Annotated in this window: 16 protein-coding genes; 10 read left to right on the top strand and 6 right to left on the bottom strand. The window is 62.6% G+C overall.

What is annotated here, in order from left to right; translation table 11 throughout:
- Positions 1-10 precede the first annotated feature (10 nt).
- From ACLI1C_RS01340 to ACLI1C_RS01305, 8 genes are all read left to right on the top strand, one after another.
- On the top strand, positions 11-2,353 hold the full coding sequence (locus ACLI1C_RS01340; RefSeq protein WP_411395051.1) for a PAS domain-containing protein: 2,343 nt from the start codon (positions 11-13) through the stop codon (positions 2,351-2,353).
- Positions 2,354-2,516: 163 nt separating this feature from the next.
- Complete coding sequence (locus ACLI1C_RS01335; RefSeq protein ID WP_411395050.1) at positions 2,517-3,509, top strand: LacI family DNA-binding transcriptional regulator; 993 nt, start codon at positions 2,517-2,519, stop codon at positions 3,507-3,509.
- Between the two features lie 110 nt (positions 3,510-3,619).
- Positions 3,620-4,897: an extracellular solute-binding protein gene (locus ACLI1C_RS01330; protein WP_411395049.1), complete on the top strand. Its 1,278-nt coding sequence runs from the start codon at positions 3,620-3,622 to the stop codon at positions 4,895-4,897.
- 69 nt (positions 4,898-4,966) lie between these two features.
- A complete protein-coding gene (locus ACLI1C_RS01325) occupies positions 4,967-5,854 on the top strand; it encodes a carbohydrate ABC transporter permease (protein ID WP_411395048.1) in 888 nt (295 codons plus the stop codon).
- A complete protein-coding gene (locus ACLI1C_RS01320) occupies positions 5,854-6,702 on the top strand; it encodes a carbohydrate ABC transporter permease (protein WP_411395047.1) in 849 nt (282 codons plus the stop codon). Before ACLI1C_RS01325 ends, ACLI1C_RS01320 begins: the two co-directional genes overlap by 1 nt.
- A 6-nt stretch (positions 6,703-6,708) precedes the next feature.
- Entirely contained in the window at positions 6,709-8,037 is a 1,329-nt protein-coding gene (locus ACLI1C_RS01315) for a glycoside hydrolase family 32 protein (protein ID WP_411395046.1), read from the top strand.
- Complete coding sequence (locus ACLI1C_RS01310; RefSeq protein ID WP_411395045.1) at positions 8,030-9,427, top strand: hypothetical protein; 1,398 nt, start codon at positions 8,030-8,032, stop codon at positions 9,425-9,427. Before ACLI1C_RS01315 ends, ACLI1C_RS01310 begins: the two co-directional genes overlap by 8 nt.
- Positions 9,420-10,421 carry an ABC transporter ATP-binding protein gene (locus tag ACLI1C_RS01305; RefSeq protein WP_411395044.1) on the top strand — a complete coding sequence of 334 codons (1,002 nt, stop codon included), beginning with the start codon at positions 9,420-9,422 and terminating at the stop codon, positions 10,419-10,421. The genes ACLI1C_RS01310 and ACLI1C_RS01305 overlap by 8 nt, the downstream gene beginning before the upstream one ends.
- Before the next feature lie 174 nt (positions 10,422-10,595).
- Here the strand turns inward: ACLI1C_RS01305 and ACLI1C_RS01300 are convergent, their stop codons facing one another.
- The 6 genes from ACLI1C_RS01300 to ACLI1C_RS01275 form a co-directional block, all read right to left on the bottom strand.
- The gene (locus ACLI1C_RS01300; protein WP_411395043.1) at positions 10,596-11,576 is read right to left on the bottom strand and encodes an SDR family oxidoreductase; all 981 of its coding nucleotides are present in this window, start codon (positions 11,574-11,576) and stop codon (positions 10,596-10,598) included.
- 39 nt (positions 11,577-11,615) lie between these two features.
- Complete coding sequence (locus ACLI1C_RS01295; protein WP_411395042.1) at positions 11,616-12,482, bottom strand: sugar phosphate isomerase/epimerase family protein; 867 nt, start codon at positions 12,480-12,482, stop codon at positions 11,616-11,618.
- Positions 12,479-13,501: a zinc-dependent alcohol dehydrogenase gene (locus ACLI1C_RS01290; RefSeq protein WP_411395041.1), complete on the bottom strand. Its 1,023-nt coding sequence runs from the start codon at positions 13,499-13,501 to the stop codon at positions 12,479-12,481. Before ACLI1C_RS01290 ends, ACLI1C_RS01295 begins: the two co-directional genes overlap by 4 nt.
- 46 nt (positions 13,502-13,547) lie before the next feature.
- Positions 13,548-14,570, bottom strand: coding sequence for a LacI family DNA-binding transcriptional regulator (locus tag ACLI1C_RS01285; RefSeq protein WP_411395040.1), 1,023 nt, complete (start codon positions 14,568-14,570; stop codon positions 13,548-13,550).
- A gap of 138 nt (positions 14,571-14,708) precedes the next feature.
- Positions 14,709-15,152: a VOC family protein gene (locus ACLI1C_RS01280; RefSeq protein ID WP_108459637.1), complete on the bottom strand. Its 444-nt coding sequence runs from the start codon at positions 15,150-15,152 to the stop codon at positions 14,709-14,711.
- Positions 15,153-15,306: 154 nt separating this feature from the next.
- Positions 15,307-16,092 (bottom strand): aldo/keto reductase, encoded by a 786-nt coding sequence (locus ACLI1C_RS01275; protein WP_411395039.1) that lies wholly within the window; start codon positions 16,090-16,092, stop codon positions 15,307-15,309.
- A 219-nt stretch (positions 16,093-16,311) separates the two neighbouring features.
- Between ACLI1C_RS01275 and ACLI1C_RS01270 the strand changes: the two genes are divergently transcribed.
- Positions 16,312-17,205, top strand: coding sequence for a carbohydrate ABC transporter permease (locus ACLI1C_RS01270; RefSeq protein ID WP_411395038.1), 894 nt, complete (start codon positions 16,312-16,314; stop codon positions 17,203-17,205).
- Complete coding sequence (locus ACLI1C_RS01265) at positions 17,202-18,134, top strand: carbohydrate ABC transporter permease (protein WP_411395037.1); 933 nt, start codon at positions 17,202-17,204, stop codon at positions 18,132-18,134. The genes ACLI1C_RS01270 and ACLI1C_RS01265 overlap by 4 nt, the downstream gene beginning before the upstream one ends.
- Positions 18,135-18,137 lie beyond the last annotated feature (3 nt).

The following is an 18,137-nucleotide window of genomic DNA, read 5'->3' as shown; positions in this document are numbered from 1 at the left end:
AAAACCCACGATGGCATCCTCCGATCCATTCCAGTCCTTGCTCGGCCTGACTCCGAACCAAGGCAACGGAGACTTTAGCGGCGATGCCTCAACGCCGCTCGAGCCGGCGGAGACCGATCACCTGCGGCGCATGGCCGGCCGCATGGCGCGCCTGGGCGGCTGGCGCCTCGATCTCCGGCCAACCCGGTTGACCTGGAGCCCGGAAACAACCGAAATCCACGAAGAGGCCCCCGATGTCTCGCCCAATGTCGAGCAAGGATTGAGCTACTATGCGCCCGAGCACCAGCTGAGGATCCGCGCGGCAGTCGCCGACTGTGTCGAAAACGGCCGATCCTTCGACGAGGTGCTGCAACTGGTCACCGCCCGGGGCAACCGCATCTGGGTCCGCTCGATCGGCGAAGCCGTACGCGACGACGCCGGAAGCATCGTGGCCCTAGAGGGGGCATTCCAGGACATCTCCCACCTCGTCGCGATGCGCGATGAAGCCAATACGCTCTCCCGTCGCCTGCGGCAGACACTGGAGAGCATCAGCGATGCCTTCTTCCTGCTGGACAAGGAGTGGCGGTTCTCGTTCCTCAACGGCCAGGCCGAAAAACTCCTGGGGCGCCAGCGGGACGAGCTCGAGGGGCGGACGATCTGGACCGAGTTTCCCCAGGCGATGGGCAGCAGCTTCGAGACCAGCTATCGGGAGGCTGTCCGGGATGGCCATGCCGTGCGGTTCCAGGAGTATTTTCCACCGCTCCAAGCTTGGTTCGACGTCGATGCCTATCCCACACCGGAGGGGCTGGCGGTCTATTTCCGCGACATATCCCGCCGCAAGCGGTCCCAGGAAGAGGTCCGGATAAGCAACGAGCGGTTTCTGCTGGTCGCGCAGGCCACCAATGATGTGATCTGGGACTGGGACCTGGTCGACAGTACCCTCTGGTGGAACGAAAACTTCAAGACCCTTTTCGGCTACGACGCCGCGGACGTGGAACCGGGCCCTGAAGCGTGGCTAAACCGCATCCATCCGGAAGACGCCGACCGGGTCATTGACAGCATCCATGCGGTCATTGACGGCAACGAGAAGTCCTGGGTCAGCGAATACCGCTTCCTGCACCATGACGGGCATGCCCTCACGATCATCGATCGCGGCTCAGTCATACGCGACGAGAGTGGCAGGGCTATCCGGATGGTTGGCAGCATGCTGGATGTCTCCCCGCAGCGTGAGCTTGAGGGGCGGTTGCGGCAGGCGCAGAAGCTGGAGGCGATGGGCCAGCTCACCGGTGGAATCGCGCATGATTTCAATAACCTCCTGACGGTGATCCTGGGTAGTACCGAGCTGCTATGTGACGAACTGGAGAGCGGCCAGCAGCCGTACCTCCTTGCCAAAATGATCGCGACCGCCGCGCAGCGGGGGGCGGACCTGACCAGCCGCCTACTGGCCTTCGGTCGAAAACAGCCCCTGCAACCGCGACTACTCGACCTGGGCGGCCTCGTCGCCGGCATGGAAGCCATGCTGCATCGAACCCTGGGGGAGCACATCGAAATCCGGGTCATCCGCCCAGCGGTTCCCTGGACCGCCGAGATCGATCCCGCCTTGCTCGAAAGCGCGATCCTCAACCTCGCCATCAACGCCCGTGACGCCATGGGCAAGGGCGGCCGCCTGATCATCGAGACCGCCAATGCCACGCTCGATGCCGAGCGGGCCGCGGAGGAGGATATCGCCCCTGGCCAATATGTGGTGCTGACGGTATCCGACACCGGCCAGGGCATCGCTCCCGACGTCCTTCCCAAAGTCTTCGAGCCCTTTTTCACCACCAAGGAGGCGGGCAAGGGATCGGGTCTGGGGTTGAGCATGGTCTATGGCTTCGTCAAGCAATCGGGCGGTCATATCCGCATCCGCTCCGAGCTGGGGCACGGAACCACCGTCAGGCTCTATTTCTCGCGTTCCCTCAAGACCGCCCAGGCTTCGCCGGAGACCACGCCTCGAGGGGCGCCCAAGGGCGGGAACGAGCTGATCCTGGTCGTTGAGGACGATTCCCTGGTCCGTGCCAACCTCTCGCGCCAGCTCGAGAGACTGGGCTATCGCGTGCTTGAGGCCAATGCAGGCGCCCCCGCCCTCGAACTGCTCGCGGCCTACCCCGACGTTGCGCTCCTGTTCACGGACATCGTCATGCCCGGAGCCTTGAACGGCGCGGAGTTCGCGAAAAAGGCACTGGAAATCCGGCCCGGCCTCCGTGTGCTCTTTACCTCCGGTTACACGGAAGACGCCATCACCCATGACGGACGCCTCGATCCCGGCGTCGAGCTCCTGAGCAAGCCCTATAGCCGGGAGCAACTGGCGACCACGTTGCGACGGGTCATGTCATGATCGGGGCCCTAGCGAGGGCAACCGGCCCATTCTGTGGTCGGCACCGCCAGCAACGGAATAGCGGGAACAATCCGCAGTCGTTGTCTCACGTGATCAATTGCTGTTGTGGGAATGGCGAGGCCATGTCAGTACCGTCTGAGTGTTGAACGGGATCGAAATCTCCATGCCGGCCACCCAACGCGAGGTCGCTCGTCGCGCCAAGACATCACTGAAGACGGTGTCACGCGTCATCAACAACGATCCCCTGGTGAACGCGGAAACGCGTGCGCGCATCGAAGCCATCATCGCCGAAGTGGGCTACGAGCCCCACCAGGCGGCAAGGATGATGCGCTCGCAGAAGAGCAATATCATCGGGTTTCTGGCCGACGGTGTCGCAACCTATCCGTCTTCCATCGACCTTGTGCGTGGCGCGCAGGATGTTGCCTGGGAGCGCGGCAAGCAGATGATGCTGTTCAACATCGAGCGTGGCAGGCCAAGTTCCGCATTGGCAGACAGCCAACTGGCCGCGTTCCGGGCCGAGGCGATCATTTACGCGGCAACGTTTCACCAGCAGGTCGACATCGAACCGACCAGTGTGCCGCACATCCTGCTCAACTGTTTCGATGGGGGTGGGCGCCACCCCTCAATCCTGCCGGATGACTATCAACTGGCTCGGGACATCACGCGCATCATCTTCGAGCGCGGCTATCGCAGACCCGTCTTTCTCAACCTCAACACTGACATCGTCGCCAGTCACCTGCGCGGGAAAGGCTTCATCGAGGGCGCCGCCGCGGTGGGCATCGACGCGTCCGCCCGCGTCCATATCGCCGTGAAGTCCGCCGCCGGCGCACCGACCGAGTTCGGCACCCGCCGCATCCTGGCCGACCTGTTCTCCGCAGCGGATCGGCCCGATCTTGTGCTCTGCGGGCAGGACATCATGGCGATGAATGTCTATTTCGAACTGGCCGAGCTGGGGCTCAAGGTGGGCAAGGACGTGGCGGTAGCGAGTTTTGACAATCTCGATCCCATTGCCGGCCTGTTGCAGCCAGGTCTCTCCACCATGGAACTGCCTTATTACGAGATGGGCAGAGCCGCGATGAACCTGGCAATCGATGGGGCGACGCATAATCAAGTGCTTCGTCTCAAAGGCAAATTCATCGAGCGAAGCTCCCTCTAGCATCCGATTTTGCACAGCAGCCATGCGCTATTGACAACGTGAGACAATCTGCTCTAGCAATTGTCTCACGTTGTCATAAGGCGACAAACTACAATCGGGAGGAGAATACCATGAAGCAAACTCTCTATGCCGGGGTGGCCCTGGCCGCATGCCTGACGTCCTCGCATGCCCTGGCCGGTCAGCTCACGGCCTGGGTGATCGATGGCGAGAGCGAGAAGCCCTACTTCACGCAGCTCGAAGAGACGTTCAACGCCAAGTATGGCGCGCAGGGAACCACGCTCGATGTCGTGCCGATCCCGAGCTACAATGAAGCCATCCAGGCCGCGACGCTCGCCAACGACCTGCCTGACATCATCATGCTCGATGGTCCCAACATGGCCAGCGTCGCCTGGGCCGGCACGATCCAGCCGATCGGCGACTTGATCGATCCTGAAATCGTGGCCGACCTGCTGCCCGCCATCAAGGACCAGGGGACCTATGGCCCGGCCGGCGAATTCTACTTCGTCAGCCCCTATGATTCCGGCACTATCCTTTGGGGCAACAAGGCACTTCTCGAGAAGGCCGGCGTCCGTATCCCGACCACTGTCGAGGATGCCTGGACACGCGAGGAGATGCGCGACGCGCTGGAGAAGCTCGCCGCCCTGCCCGAGGTCGAATGGCCACTGGACGTCAAGATGAACTACGGCGCCGGCGAGTGGATGACCTACGGCTTCTCGCCGCTGGCCCAGTCCAATGGGGGCGACATCATCGACCGCACCACCTGGGTGGCCGAAGGCACGATCAATTCGGCGGCCAATGTCGAGACGCTGACGGAGATCCAGACCTGGAACAAGAACGAGTGGATCGTTCCGGCCAGCGCTGGCGACAACAAGTTCTACGGCGAAAAGACTGCGGCCCTGTCATGGGTCGGCAACTGGATGTGGCCCGCCCATCGCGAAGGGCTCGGTGACGATCTCGTGCTGATCCCGCCGCCCAATTTCGGTGCTGCCGGACCTGTCTCGGCCAATGGCGGCTGGGGCTGGGCCGTGCCGACGAGCTCGACCAACCTCGAGGACGTCAAGCTGTTCCTCAACTACGCCATGTCGAGCGAGCAGGTCGCCGCCTATGCCGATACGACCGGCTATGTGCCCTCCCGCACCTCGGCCATCCCGCTCTCGGCCACCTATGGCGAGGGCGGCGAAGGCGAGATTTTCGCCAAGCTCGCCGACTGTTGCGCCGTAGTGCGCCCGGTGCATCCGGCCTATCCGGTGATCACCTCGGCCTGGTCGCAGGCCGTCGTCAACATTCTCTCCGGCGACGTCGACGTGAAGGCCGAACTCGATCGCGCGGCACAGACCATCGATCAGGACATTGCCGACAACGACGGCTACCCGCCCTTCGGCGAGTAACCCAGCGGGACGCGGCGCCATCGCCGCGTCCCATTCGTCCAGACGCAAAGTCGGACCGGAGGAGCCCCCATGTCGATCAAGTCCCGCAGCCAGCGCCAGGAACTGGCCATGCTCCTGCCCGCCGTGATCTTTCTCACGGCGCTAATCGTGGTGCCATTCGCGCTCTCGATCTGGTTCTCCTTCACCGACCAGCGACTGGTGCCCCGTCCGATCCCCACCAAGGTGATCGGCTTCACCAATTACCTCCGCATGTTCGATGATCCGCTGTTCTGGCAGGCAATCTGGAACACGGTCCTGTTCGCGCTGCTGGTCGTGCCGTTCCAGCTCGCCATATCCCTGGGTGCCGCACTGATCCTCAATGCCGCAATTCCCTTCCGCAGCGTGTTCCGAGCGATTGCGATCCTGCCGCTGCTGCTGCCGATGACCGTTATCGTCGCCATCTGGGCGGTACTGTTCCGCATCCCCAATGGCCCGCTCAACACGGCCTACCAATGGTTCGCGGGGTCGGGGAACTATGTCGACTGGATCGGCAACCCTTCCACCGCCATGGTTTCGATCGTCGTGCTCTCGGCCTGGGCCACGTTCCCCTACCAGATGCTGATCTACCTCGCGGGCCTCCAGGACATTCCGCAGGATCTCTATGAGGCCGCCAAACTGGACGGCGCCAAGAGCTGGCAGCGGTTCCGCTATGTCACCTGGCCCGGGCTGCGCAACGTCAACATCTTCCTGCTCATCATCACCACCATCGGGGCGCTCAAGCTGTTCACCCAGGTCAATATCCTGACCAAGGGCGGACCCAACGGGGCGACGACCACCATCATCCAGTACCTGTTCCAACAGGGCTACGCGACCCAGAAGGTCGGCTATGCCTCGGCCGTGGCGGTGTTCTTCTTCCTGGCCGTCACCGCCATCGCCCTGCTGCAGCGCAGGTTCCTCAAGAACGAGGGAGAGGCGTGATGACCACATTGCGCATTCCGCGCGGCGCCGTGCTGCCGCTGCTCTTTGCCGGCATTCTGGCTCTGGGCGTGCTGCTGCCGCTGCTGATGATGGTGACCATCAGCCTCAATCCCAACGAGCAGGACATCATGGTGTCCATGGGCTCGATCCGCTCCTTCATTCCCCAGGTCTTCTCGCTTGAGAACTATGTGCAGGTGTGGACCGATCCCGTGCATCCGTTTCCGCGCTATCTGTGGAACACGCTGCTGATCACCGGATCAACGCTGTTGCTGTCGATCCTCTTCAATTCCATGGCCGCTTTCGTTTTGGCGCAGGGCACGCTCAAGGTGCGCAAGCTGGTCATGATCCTGATCCTGGCCACCCTCGCCGTCCCCGGGGAAAGTCTGGTGCTGCCGCAGCTCATGCTGGCGAGCTGGGCAGGACTGATCGACAGCTATCAGGTGCAGATCATTCCCGGCGTCGCCAACGCCATGTCCATATTCCTTTTCTACCAATTCTTCTCGCGCCTGCCCAAGGAGCTGATCGAGGCGGCGCGGATCGACGGTTTTTCCTTCTTCCAGATCTACCGCTACGTCGCCATGCCGCTCTCCAAGCCGGTGATCTCGGCGATTGCCGTGCTGCAGTTCCTCGAAATCTGGAATGCCTATCTCTGGCCGGTCATGGTCACGCGCGGGCCGGAATACCGGCCGCTCTCGGTTGCAATGTCCGCCTATTTCGGCACCAACCAGGCTGCCTGGGGCAACATCATGGCCTTCGCGGTTTCGATGGCCATACCCGTCATTCTTTTCTTCCTCATCATGCAGCGCCAGTTCATCGCCTCGGTGATGAGCTCGGGTGTCAAAGGTTAGTCAGCCGTGTCCGAAAAATTCCGTCCAAAGTTCCACTTCGCGCCGCGCGCCGGCTGGATGAATGATCCAAACGGCATGATCCGGGTCGATGGCGCCTATCACCTGTTCTTTCAGCATGATCCGGACAGCACCCTGCATGGGCCGATGCATTGGGGCCACGCCCGCAGCACCGACCTGGTGAACTGGGAAGAACTTCCGGTGGCGCTCTATCCAACCGAACTGGGCACCTGCTTTTCCGGCAGCGCGATCGAGACAGGCAATGGCGAACTGAAGCTGTTCTATACCGCGCATCAGAGGCACGGCGACCGGGACTTCCAGACGCAGTGCCTGGTGCATGCCGACCGGGCTCTGACCACCTTCGCCTCGGAACCGGGCAATCCTGTCGTCGCCAATCCGGGGATCGAGTGCTTCCGGGATCCCAAAGTGATCTGGCACGCGGGCACCGCCCGCTGGATCATGGCTGTGACCCAGGGCCAGAGCATCGGCTTTTACTCTTCGACGGACCTGATCGACTGGACCTTCGAAAGCGCCTTCGGCGAGACAGAAGGTCGGCACAGCGACGGTCCATGGGAATGCCCCGACCTCGTCGCCATGCGGGCTCCAGACGGATTCGAACACTGGATCCTGCTGGTCGGTATCGGCTCCGGCGCCTATGGCCACGGTTCGGGCGGCCAGTATTTCCTCGGCCAGTTCGATGGCCACCGCTTCGTCAATGCCAATACGCCCGAGACAGAGCTGTGGCTCGACTACGGGCGAGACTCTTATGCCGCCCAGACCTTCTTCGACCGAATGGGCGCTGCGCCGGTCAGCATCGCCTGGGCCAGCAACTGGACCTATGCCCGCGCTACCCCAACCCAGGCCTTTCGGGGCGTCATGTCCCTGCCCAAAGAGATGCACCTCGTCGAGACAGGACAAGGCCTCCGCCTTGCCCAGCGCGTTCCGGCATCCGTGAAACAGGCATTTGCGGCGCTCGCCGGGCCGACCGGCACCTATCGGCAGGATATCGCAGTCAATCTGGCCGTCGGCCAGCAAACCAACATCGCCCTGTTTAGCGAGCAGGCGCCCCATTTCATTGTGCAGCGAATATCCGGCGCCAGCGCGACCATCAGGACCATCCGTGCCGGTGTTACCGGCATGCCCGACTTCGCGCACGACTATGCCGTCGATCTCGCCTATCCCGCCGAGGGGCCGCTAGCGCTCGAACTCTATGTCGATCGCGGCCTGGTCGAACTGGGGTCAAGCGATGGACTGGTCTGGATCACCAACCTGTTCTTCCCCGAACATCCCGCCGGCGAGGTTGCGATCGTGACCCGGGAAGAGACGGAAAATGCCTAGGGCGAAGGTCCGGTTGATCGCGGCACTGCTCGCCACGACCCTATTTGGCCCAGCCGGCCATGGGCAGCAGGCGGTCTACTTTGCTGGCGAAACGGCGGGGGTGGGCGACCCGAATCCCTATGCAGAGAACGGCGTCTATTCCGTGTTCTACCTGCAGAACCAGGGACGCCATCCCTGGTGGCTGACGCAAACAACTGATCTCTCCAGCTATTCCACGCCGGTCGAAGCCATTCCGGTGGGCGAGTCTGGCGCGCCAGACTACTGGACGGGCTCGGGCAGCGTCGTGCGCGCCGACGACGGGCAGTACCACATCTTCTATACCGGCCATGACCCTGAGGCGCAGCCCAACGAAGTCACCATGCATGCCACTGCGTCCGCCCTGGACGGCCCGTGGCAAAAGCATGAGGCGAACACCTTTTCGGGCCTGCCGACATACGACGAATGGGACTTTCGCGACCCCTTCGTGTTCTGGAATTCCGAGGCAGAAGCCTGGTGGATGCTGATGACCACCCGCCACGAGGGCAAGGCAGCCGTCGGCCTCTACACGTCGCCCGATCTCGAAAACTGGGTGGCGGATGCTCCAATCTACAGCGAGGTCTCAGACCTCAACCTGGAGGTACCAGACCTGTTCCCGGTGGGCGACGACTGGTTCCTGCTCTATTCGGACCAGCGCGGCGATTCCCGGCAGGTCCGCTATCTGAGCGCAGCCAGCAGCGATGGCCCCTATGCCTACGGCCCATTCGACGCCCTGGACGGCAAGGCGTTCTATGCCGGCAAATCCGCCGGAGGCGAGGATGAGCGGCTGCTGTTCGGCTGGGTGCCACACAAGCAGCTGCGCAAGGACGCCATGGACTTCGTCTGGGGCGGGGACCTCGTGGTGCATGAACTGGAGCGCACCGGCGACGGAACGCTTGGCGTGCACCTGCCCGACATGATCCGCTCCCAGTTCGACAGCGAACGGCAGGCGATCGGACCTGATGAAGCCGACCTCGGCCTGGCCGATACGCCCCTGCTGATCACGGCTTCGCTCGACATCGCCGAGGGTGACCATTTCGGCATTGCGCTGACCGCTGCCAATAGCGGCCGTGTCAGCTCCATCGAGCTGGATGATGCCCGCGGCGTGGCCAGCTTCCTCTACAACGGGGACGCCAACTTCGCGCCGTCGGTGCGCTATCCCGTGCCCGAGGACGGCCAGTATCGGCTCGATCTCGTCATCGATCCCGTGCTGGGGCTCGGCATCCTCTACATCAACGATTTCCACGCGCTGAGCTTCCGCTACTACAAGGTCGGCGCCGCCGATCTGTCCCTATTCTCCGACACCGGGTTTAACGCGCTTGAGGGCACGGTCTTCACCCGCAGTCGCGACACCGAGGAGGCCAACAATGGCTGACGTGCGTTTTTCATCCGTTCGCAAGGGCTATGGTGCGGTGGAGGTCATTCCCGAACTCGATCTCACCATCGAGGATGGCTCATTCACCGTGCTGGTGGGCCCTTCCGGCTGCGGCAAGTCTACGCTGCTGCGCATGATTGCGGGCCTTGAAGAGGTTACGGCTGGCACCATCACCATCGGCGGCGAGGACGTGACGCATCGCGATCCGTCCGAACGCGGCATTGCCATGGTGTTCCAGAGCTACGCGCTCTACCCGCATATGACGGTGGCCGACAATATCGGCTTCGGCCTCAAACTGTCGGGTCTGCCCAAGGACGAGGTGGCCAAGCGCGTCGCCGATGCCGCGGCGATCCTCCAGCTCGACAAGCTGCTTGAGCGCAAGCCGCGCCAGCTCTCTGGCGGCCAGCGCCAGCGCGTTGCGATCGGTCGCGCCATCGTGCGCAAGCCAAAGGTCTTCCTGTTCGATGAACCGCTCAGCAACCTCGATGCCGCTTTGCGCGCGCAGATGCGCGTCGAGCTGGCAGAGCTGCACACCCGCATCGGGGCCACCATGGTCTATGTGACGCACGACCAGGTCGAGGCCATGACCATGGCCGATCGGATCGTGGTGCTCAATGGCGGCCGCATCGAACAGGCGGGGGCACCCATGGACCTTTATCGGGCTCCAGCAACCCCGTTCGTCGCCGGCTTCATCGGCTCGCCGCGCATGAACTTCCTCGAGGGCCAGGCGGCGAAGGCCCTGGGCGGGGACCTGGTCGGTATCCGCCCGGAGCATCTGGATATTTCGGCTGCATCGGGACTCTGGCAGGGCCGTCTGCGCCACGCCGAGCATCTGGGCTCGGAAACCTTGAGCTATGTGGATGTGGAAGGGGTCGGCTCCATGACGGTCAAGACCGAGGGCGAGGTCTCCGTGGCGCCGAACCAGCTGGTCTACCTTTCTCCACGCGAGGGACAGTTGCACGTCTTCAATGCGGGGAAGCGAACGAGAACCTAAGCCAAAATAGCAGGGCGCCGGCTCACCGCCTGCATCCGCGAGACGCTGGAAGTCTGCTGGCGCCCCTGCCCTGCCGGGCAGCGTGGCGCCCCCTTCGTCCGCACGATCAACATCCGCTATTCCCAAAGCGGACAGGGCGGATCACGCAGCAGGCTCGATCGACTATCCTCCAATTCAGCCCAACCCTGCCTGCGCCATGCAGATGCGGTCGACGAGGGCATCGAGGTCGCCCCTGGGCGGGCGGTGTGCCGCGAGCCGCTGCTTGAGATGCATGATGGGCTCGGCAAGGATTTCATCGAGCTGCTGGGCGCAGGAAAAATCGCCGACGACACCCTTGACCTTGGAATTGTCGAAGATCGCCGTCCATGACTTGTCGCCCAGCAGCGGGCCGACCCATTCGGGATTGTAGCGCACCAAGGTATCGGTGGGGACATGCACGATCCTGGCTTCGACGCCGAGCAGGCGGGCGATGGCGTTCTGGATGTCATCCCAGATATGGGCGCGATCATTGGTGATGTGGAAGATGTTGTTGAGTGCTGCCGGTTTGCCGAACAGCCGGACGAAGGGCACGGCGAAATCCGCCGACCGGGTCAGGGTCCAGGGGGTGTTGCCGTCGCCGGCCACGATGGTGGGTTCGCCCTCGAGCATGCGTCGCGCCATGATGTCGCTGTCGCCGATCATGACGGGCAGGCCGGTGCGTACCGTGTGGCTGGGCCGCACGATGGTCCAGGGCAGGCCCGCCGAACCGGCCAGCAGGTCTTCGCAGGCGATCTTGGCTTGGCTATAGGGCCAGTAGGGATTGATGGCCGGCGTCGCCTCGGTGATGACGTAGTGGCGGGCCGGCTTTTCGTAGACCGAGGCGGACGAGATGAAGATGTACTGGCCGCAGTGGCCGGAAAACACCTCGATATCGCGCGCCACCTGATCGGGCGTGAAGGCGATGAACTGGCAGACGACGTCGTATTTCGCCTTGGCCAGCTCGGCATATTCGGGCCCGCCCAGATCGCCGACAATCGAGGTCACGCCCCTGGGCAGCGCATCCGGCCGCTTGCCGCGGTTATAGACACTGACGCTGTGACCCCGCGCGACGGCATCCTCGACGCAGGGATGGGAAATCTGACCGGTGCCGCCGATGAAAAGAACCGTCATAGCCATTGCAATAACCTCGAAGTCGGACAGGAATGATGGATGCGGCTAGGCTGCCGCACCGGCAACTGCCTTGATATGGGCCAAGCCGCGCCGGTATCCGGGAACATCGAAATGCTCGAGCATCAGGGGCACGTCGCGCCCCAGTTTTTCGATCTCGGCGATATAGGCGCCATAGTCGAGATTGCCCTGGCCGGGGGGCACTTCGTCGAAGTGGAAGGAGATCGTGCCAGGCCCGCCCTGCATCACGATATCCTTGGCGTGGCAGGAGACGATCCAGGGACCCAGCAGCGCAAAGGCCTCGCGGATCATGCGCCCGGTATTGAAGTAGAGGCGCGGGGTGATCACCATATTGACCGCATCGATATGGGCGCCGAATTGCGGGCGATCGATGGCCTTGAGCAGCTTGAGGTAGTTCTCGGCCGTATCGGTAACCAGCCAGGGCACCATTTCAAGCGAGAACTTGGCGCGCCTTGGCTTGACCGCATCGATGACATAGCGGGCGGTCTCCACCGCGCGCTGGAAACCGGCCTCGCTCTGGTTGTCGGGATGGGGGCCGTAATCATAGTTGTCGCTGAGCTGCCAGGGATCGCCGGCGTGCCCGACCGTGCCGTGAAAGGCGACGCAGGCGCGGGCGCCCAGCTCGTCGGCCAGGGCCAGCTGGTGGACGGCATAGTCGAGATTGGCCTGACGCTGGTCCGGGTCATGGGCAATCAGGTTCTTCCAGGCGCCGCCCTCGGCAATCACTACGTCGGCATCCGCCATGGCCTGGACCAGGGCGGCGATCTCGTCGCGACTGTCGATGCTGATATTGGGCATATAGGCCGCGTTATAGCCAAAGGCGACGTGCGCCCGGGCATAGGCCTCGGGGTCGCCGGTATAGTCGATGCCGTATCCGCCGAGTCTGAGGGTCATGCGCGGTCTTCCTGTGCGGGCGGGCCGGGGTAAAGCAGGACCTTGCCGCATTGGCCGGTTTCCTGCAGCGCAAAGGCCTCGTTGACATCGGCCAGGGCGAAGCGATGCGTCGTCAGCTTGTCAAGCAGCGGGCGGGCATCGCGCACCCGCTGCATCATGCGCTCGCCCGCCTGGTCGTGGTTCCAGTGCCAGCAGCCGAAGATATCGACGCCCTTGCCAGTGATGCGGTTGACCGGCAGTGCCCCGCTCCAGGTGACGAAAGCAAGGCGGCCACGTGCCCGCACCAGCTCGAGCACGACCGGTGGCGCGGCCTCGTTATTGCTGGTCTCGATGGCGGCGTTGGCGCCATAGCCCCCGGTCAATGCCCGGACCTGCTCGGCCAGATCGGGCGCGCGGGGATCAAGCACATGCTCGGCGCCAAGCGCGCGGGCGAGCTCGGCCCGGAAGGGCTGGAGTTCGAGCGCGATGACGCGCGCCCCGATAGTGCGGGCATTGACGATGGCCCCAAGCCCGACTGCGCCACAACCCGAAACCACGATCGTATCGGCAGGCGACAGCTGCATGCGCTCCATGGCCGTGAAGCTGGGACCGAGGGCGCAAAGCGCCATGGCCGCATGATCGGTGTCGATGTCGTCGGGAACCGGATAGAGCAGATAATCTGGCTTGAGCAGATATTGCGCATAGCCACCCAGGCCGCAGCTCGAGCCAGTCTCGGCCAGCAGATCGCGCTGCTCGGTGCAGTGGATGTGGTCACCCGCGAGACAAGAAGGGCACTGGCCACAGCCCCAATGCGGCATGGCGATGACGCGGTCGCCGACCTTGAGCCGCGTCGAGGCGGCAGCATCCACCACCACGCCGACGGCCTCATGCCCGAGTTCGCCGCCCAGCTTGCCGGCACGCCAGGACTGCCACTCGGTGCACATCGGCGCCACGAGCACCTCGATCTTGACGACATCCCCCGCGGCCTGCGGCTCGGGTTGCTGCGATACCAGAGCCTGGCGCGCGCCTGTTATTTCCACGCTTAGAATTTCGCTTCCTCCTCAGAAAACCAAAGCCGGCCCGTGCCTAGTCTCCCCTGCCCGCAGTGCTGTCGCGCACGATCAGTTCAGGATCGATCAGAGTGACCCGCGGCTCGGGGAGGCCATCGGGCGCCGCGATCAGTTGCAGCAGCCGCTCCACTGCCAGCTCGGTCACCATGTCGACTTCATACTTGACCGAAGAGATCGGCGTGGCCGCATGTTCGGCGAATTCGATATTGTCGAAGCCAATGATGGCGACATCCCGGGGGACGCGCAGATTGTTCTTCTGGGTCCAGCGCAGGGCGCCGATGGCGAGGGAATCATTAGCGGCGAATACCGCGCTCGGCCGAACTGGCATGCTCATCAGGCGATCCATGGCCCAATAGCCCCGGATCACCGAATTGCCGAGCGGATCGGCCAGCAATTCCATGTCGACCGCGATGCCTGCCTCCTGATGAGCCTGGAGGTAGCCGTCGCGCTTTTCGAGGTTCCCCCTGGCATTGGAGGTATCGATGATGCCAATCCGGCGGTGGCCAATATCGATCAGGTGGCGCACCGCGCGATAGGCACCGCGCCGCTCGTCGACACAGACGGCGTCGATTCCGGCATCGGGATCGCCCACCAGCAGCACCACCGGATAATTGGCCTCGCGAAGCCGGCGGATATGGGCCAGTTCGCGGTGGCTGCGGGGATAGATCAGCATCCCGTCCACCTGCCGGGAGCGGAACATCTCGATGACGCGCTTTTCCTCATCGAGATCATTGTTGGAGGTGGCAAAGAGCGTGGAATAACCACGCTCGGAGAGTGCCATCTCGATGGCCTGCGCCACCTGCGTCAAAGCCGGGTTGGTGATATCAGTCAACACTAGGCCGATGGTCTTGGTCTCGCGACTGACGAGCGACTTGGCCACGTGGTTTGGCAAATAGTTGAGCGCCTCGGCAGCCTCGCGAATGCGAAGCGAGGTCTCTTCTGGGATGCGCGGACTCTGTCGCAGCGCAAGCGACACCGTATTGACCGAAAAGCCGGTGCGGTCGGCGATGTCCTTCAGGCGGATGGTGGACTTGCCCATGGTCTCAACATGCCCAAGGCGGCAGGGAGGCGGCGCAGGCCGCCCCACGGGCGCGTTTACGGGGCCGAAATGGAAGGATCAAAATCATGGGCGACCATACACATCAGAAGCGGCCGTAAACTAGACACCTTCTGCAAACTAGACACCTTCTGCGTGAAGGCGCCGGATGGCCTGATACTGCAGGCAGTCGGGGTGCATTTCCATCAGTTCGATGCGGTTGCCATCCGGATCCTCGAGCCACGCCTGGCGATTGCCATCCAGCCCGGCCTTGGGTTCGGAGAGCAAGGTGATGCCAGCAGCCTTGATGCGGTCGCAGGTGGCGTCGAGATCATCGATGGTCCAGCACATATGCGTCATGCCATTGGTGTGCCAGCTGGCGGGTGCACGGTCGTTTTCGGCGCCCGGGAAGATCTCCAGGTACTGCTCGTCGGTGATGCGCAGATACACCAGCCAGGTTTCGCCGTCATCGCGCTTGAGCCGCAGCATTTCGGGAAAGCCGAGCTTGTTGACGTAGTAGTCCAGTGACTTTTCGAGATCGATCACGTTGATCGCCACATGCCCGAGACTGGTAATGCCCTTCATAATTCCTCCCGCCGACTTTGCGGCATGACTGATCGTTTCCGCTGGCGACAGGCCAGCGGACCGCCCTGACATGACAGTAAGGGCGACCAAGTAGGAACGTTAATACGACAGCTATTATCCCAAGCCGCGACGTTGTCAACTGCCGCCAATGATCTCAATCCCAGTCCGGTCCCCAAGCTGGATCGATGACGCGCTGGCCGCGATCAATCGCCTCGATAGCAGCAATATCGTCATCGGAAAGGACCAGCTTGGTTGCCAGAAAGTTGGACCGGATGCGCTCGGGCTGGCCCGATGTGGGGATAGCGATGTAGCCCTTGGCGAACTCGAAAGCCAAGGCCACCTGCTCCGGCGTCGCGCCGTGGCGGCTGGCGATTTCAGCGATGACCGGCACGTCGCCGAGAATGCCGCGCGCGATGGGCAGGTAGCACGTGACGGAAATTCCGTTTTTTACACAATAGCTTGCGAGCTTCTTGTTCTGCAGGAGCGGGTTGAGCTCGACCTGATTGTTGGCGATCGGCAGGTCGCCGAGGATCGTCCGAGCCTGGTCGAGCATGGCTATGGTGAAATTGGAAACGCCGATCAGCCCGGTCAGGCCGAGGGCATGGGCCTCGGCCAGCTGCTCGATATAGACGGGCAGGGGCACGGCATTGTCTGGCGATGGCCAATGGATCAGCGTCAGGTCCAGCCGGTCGGTCTGCAGGTTGTCGAGGCTTTGCCGCAGCGAGGGAAGCAGCGCGCCTGCGCCCAGGTTGCCGGTGGCGATCTTCGTCGTGATGAAAATCTCGCCACGGTCCAGGCCCGAACGCTGCACGGCGTGGCCAACCTCCTTTTCGGTGCCGTAGTCCTGCGCCGTGTCGAGGTGGCGGTAGCCGGTCTCCAGCGCAACCAGCATTGCGGCAATACCCGCCTCCCCGGTCCGGCCATAGGTTCCGAAACCCATGGCAGGTATATCATATTGATTTTTCATCATTTTCCTCCACATCGAGAGGATCGCTGGCGACCCGCTCCCATCATTGGTCGATCAAAACATCCATCGGGCAAGCGAAATGTCTATTGACGGATCGTTCTGCATGAACCTAGTTTAACGATAATACTGCCCGCAAGAGCTGACACGACGAAGAGCGGAAAAATCCGTCGCGACGTGCAAGGGAGGACGAGCATGACCTTTCGGTGGAGCCGATGGTCACCCCAACTGGCCCTGGTGCCGGCTGGACTGGTGACTCTGGTTGCCTTCATTGGCGCCATCCTGTGGACCATCTACCTGTCGCTGACGCGCAGTCGCCGGCTGCCGGAATATGCGATCGACTGGTCCGAATGGGGCCGGCAATACGAGCGTCTGTTCAAGGACGATGCCTGGATGATCTCGTTGCAGAACCTGATCGTGCTCGGTCTGGGCAGTGCCCTGGCCATTGTCTTCGGCTTTGTGCTGGCCGCGATGATCGATCGGGAAAAACGCGGCGAGAGCCTGTTTCGCACGGTGTTTCTCTATCCCCTGGCCATTTCGCTGATCGTGACGGGCGCAGCCTGGCGCTGGATCTTCAATCCCGAACTGGGGGCCGAGCATTTCATCCATTCCATCGGCCTGACCTGGGTCAATGCCAGCTGGCTGGCCCGGCCGGAGACCGCCATGTATGGCGTCATTCTTGCCTCGGTCTGGCAGAGCGCCGGGTTCTACATGGCGCTGATGCTGGCCGGCCTGAAGTCGATCAATTCGGAAATCTGGAGCGCCGCCCGCCTCGATGGCGTGGGCATGTTCAAGCTCTATACCGAGATCATCATTCCGATGATGAAGTTCACCTTCGTCACCTGCGCCATACTGCTCTCGCTGGGCGTGATCAAGGCCTATGACGTCATCGTCGCGATGACCAATGGCGGACCGGGCCAGTCGACCTATGTGCCGGCCTATTTCACCATCCAGGCCCTGTCGGCCAAGGGTAATCTCGGCTTTGCCTCCGCCGCCGCGGTGATGATGCTGGTGCTGACCGCGGTCATCTTCCTGCCGCTGGTCCTGCTCACCGCCTGGCAGCAACGCCGCTCGGGAGCGCGCGCATGAACGATCTGAGCAATGCCCAAAAGGCCGTCGGGGCCGATATCGCGGTGCGCAGCGCGCCCTATTTTCCGCGCCGGAAAAAGGCCATTACCGGCCGGTCCATCGCCATCATCGCCTTTCTGTCCATCTGTGCGCTGTTCTTCTGCGTACCGCTCTATGTGGTGGTCGTCACGTCGTTCAAGACGATGGACCAGATCCGCGAAGGCGCCATGTTCGCCCTGCCCAATGTGTGGACGCTGGAAGCCTGGGACCATGCCTGGAACTCGGCCTGCTCGGGAACGCGATGCGAGGGGCTCAAGGTCGGGTTCTGGAACTCGGTCTTCATCCTGGTTCCCTCGCTGATCCTGTCGATCGGGCTGTCCATCGTCACCGGCTATGCGCTGGCGCTGTGGAACGTCAAATGGGCAGGACCCTTCCTCTTCGTGCTGTTCATCTGCGCCTTCGTGCCCTTCCAGATCATCATGTTCCCGCTGATCTCGATGACGGCAACGCTCAAGGTCTATGGCAGCATCTGGGGCGTGGCGATCATCCATGCCGTCCTGGCCATGCCGGTGCTGACGCTGATCTTCCGCAATTACTACAAGGACATTCCCCAGGAGATCATGAGCGCGGCCGTGATGGATAGCGGTTCGTTCTGGAAGATCTTCGTCGAGATCATCCTGCCCATGAGCGGGAATATCCTGATTGTGGTGCTCATCCTGCAGATCACCTCGATCTGGAACGACTACCTGATCGGGGTGACCTTCGGGGGCATGGGCGCCCAGCCGATGACGGTCAACCTGGCCAATCTCATCACCATCTCGACCGGCACGGTTCGCTACAACGACAACATGGCGGCGGCCCTGCTCACCGCCATTCCCCCCCTCGTCATCTATTTCCTCGTCGGCAAGCTCTTCGTCCAGGGCATTACCGCCGGCGCCATCAAGGGTTGATCG

Origin of the sequence: Devosia sp. XGJD_8, assembly GCF_046614475.1 — a bacterium.
Classification (GTDB): domain Bacteria; phylum Pseudomonadota; class Alphaproteobacteria; order Rhizobiales; family Devosiaceae; genus Devosia.
This window is presented reverse-complemented; position numbering and strand designations above follow the sequence as displayed.

Coding starts and splice junctions, on each gene's coding strand:
- ACLI1C_RS01340 (WP_411395051.1), top strand. CDS start 11: ATGGCATCCTCCGATCCATTCCAGTCCTTGCTCGGCCTGACTCCGAAC.
- ACLI1C_RS01335 (WP_411395050.1), top strand. CDS start 2,517: ATGCCGGCCACCCAACGCGAGGTCGCTCGTCGCGCCAAGACATCACTG.
- ACLI1C_RS01330 (WP_411395049.1), top strand. CDS start 3,620: ATGAAGCAAACTCTCTATGCCGGGGTGGCCCTGGCCGCATGCCTGACG.
- ACLI1C_RS01325 (WP_411395048.1), top strand. CDS start 4,967: ATGTCGATCAAGTCCCGCAGCCAGCGCCAGGAACTGGCCATGCTCCTG.
- ACLI1C_RS01320 (WP_411395047.1), top strand. CDS start 5,854: ATGACCACATTGCGCATTCCGCGCGGCGCCGTGCTGCCGCTGCTCTTT.
- ACLI1C_RS01310 (WP_411395045.1), top strand. CDS start 8,030: ATGCCTAGGGCGAAGGTCCGGTTGATCGCGGCACTGCTCGCCACGACC.
- ACLI1C_RS01305 (WP_411395044.1), top strand. CDS start 9,420: ATGGCTGACGTGCGTTTTTCATCCGTTCGCAAGGGCTATGGTGCGGTG.
- ACLI1C_RS01300 (WP_411395043.1), bottom strand. CDS start 11,576: ATGGCTATGACGGTTCTTTTCATCGGCGGCACCGGTCAGATTTCCCAT.
- ACLI1C_RS01295 (WP_411395042.1), bottom strand. CDS start 12,482: ATGACCCTCAGACTCGGCGGATACGGCATCGACTATACCGGCGACCCC.
- ACLI1C_RS01285 (WP_411395040.1), bottom strand. CDS start 14,570: ATGGGCAAGTCCACCATCCGCCTGAAGGACATCGCCGACCGCACCGGC.
- ACLI1C_RS01280 (WP_108459637.1), bottom strand. CDS start 15,152: ATGAAGGGCATTACCAGTCTCGGGCATGTGGCGATCAACGTGATCGAT.
- ACLI1C_RS01275 (WP_411395039.1), bottom strand. CDS start 16,092: ATGGGTTTCGGAACCTATGGCCGGACCGGGGAGGCGGGTATTGCCGCA.
- ACLI1C_RS01270 (WP_411395038.1), top strand. CDS start 16,312: ATGACCTTTCGGTGGAGCCGATGGTCACCCCAACTGGCCCTGGTGCCG.
- ACLI1C_RS01265 (WP_411395037.1), top strand. CDS start 17,202: ATGAACGATCTGAGCAATGCCCAAAAGGCCGTCGGGGCCGATATCGCG.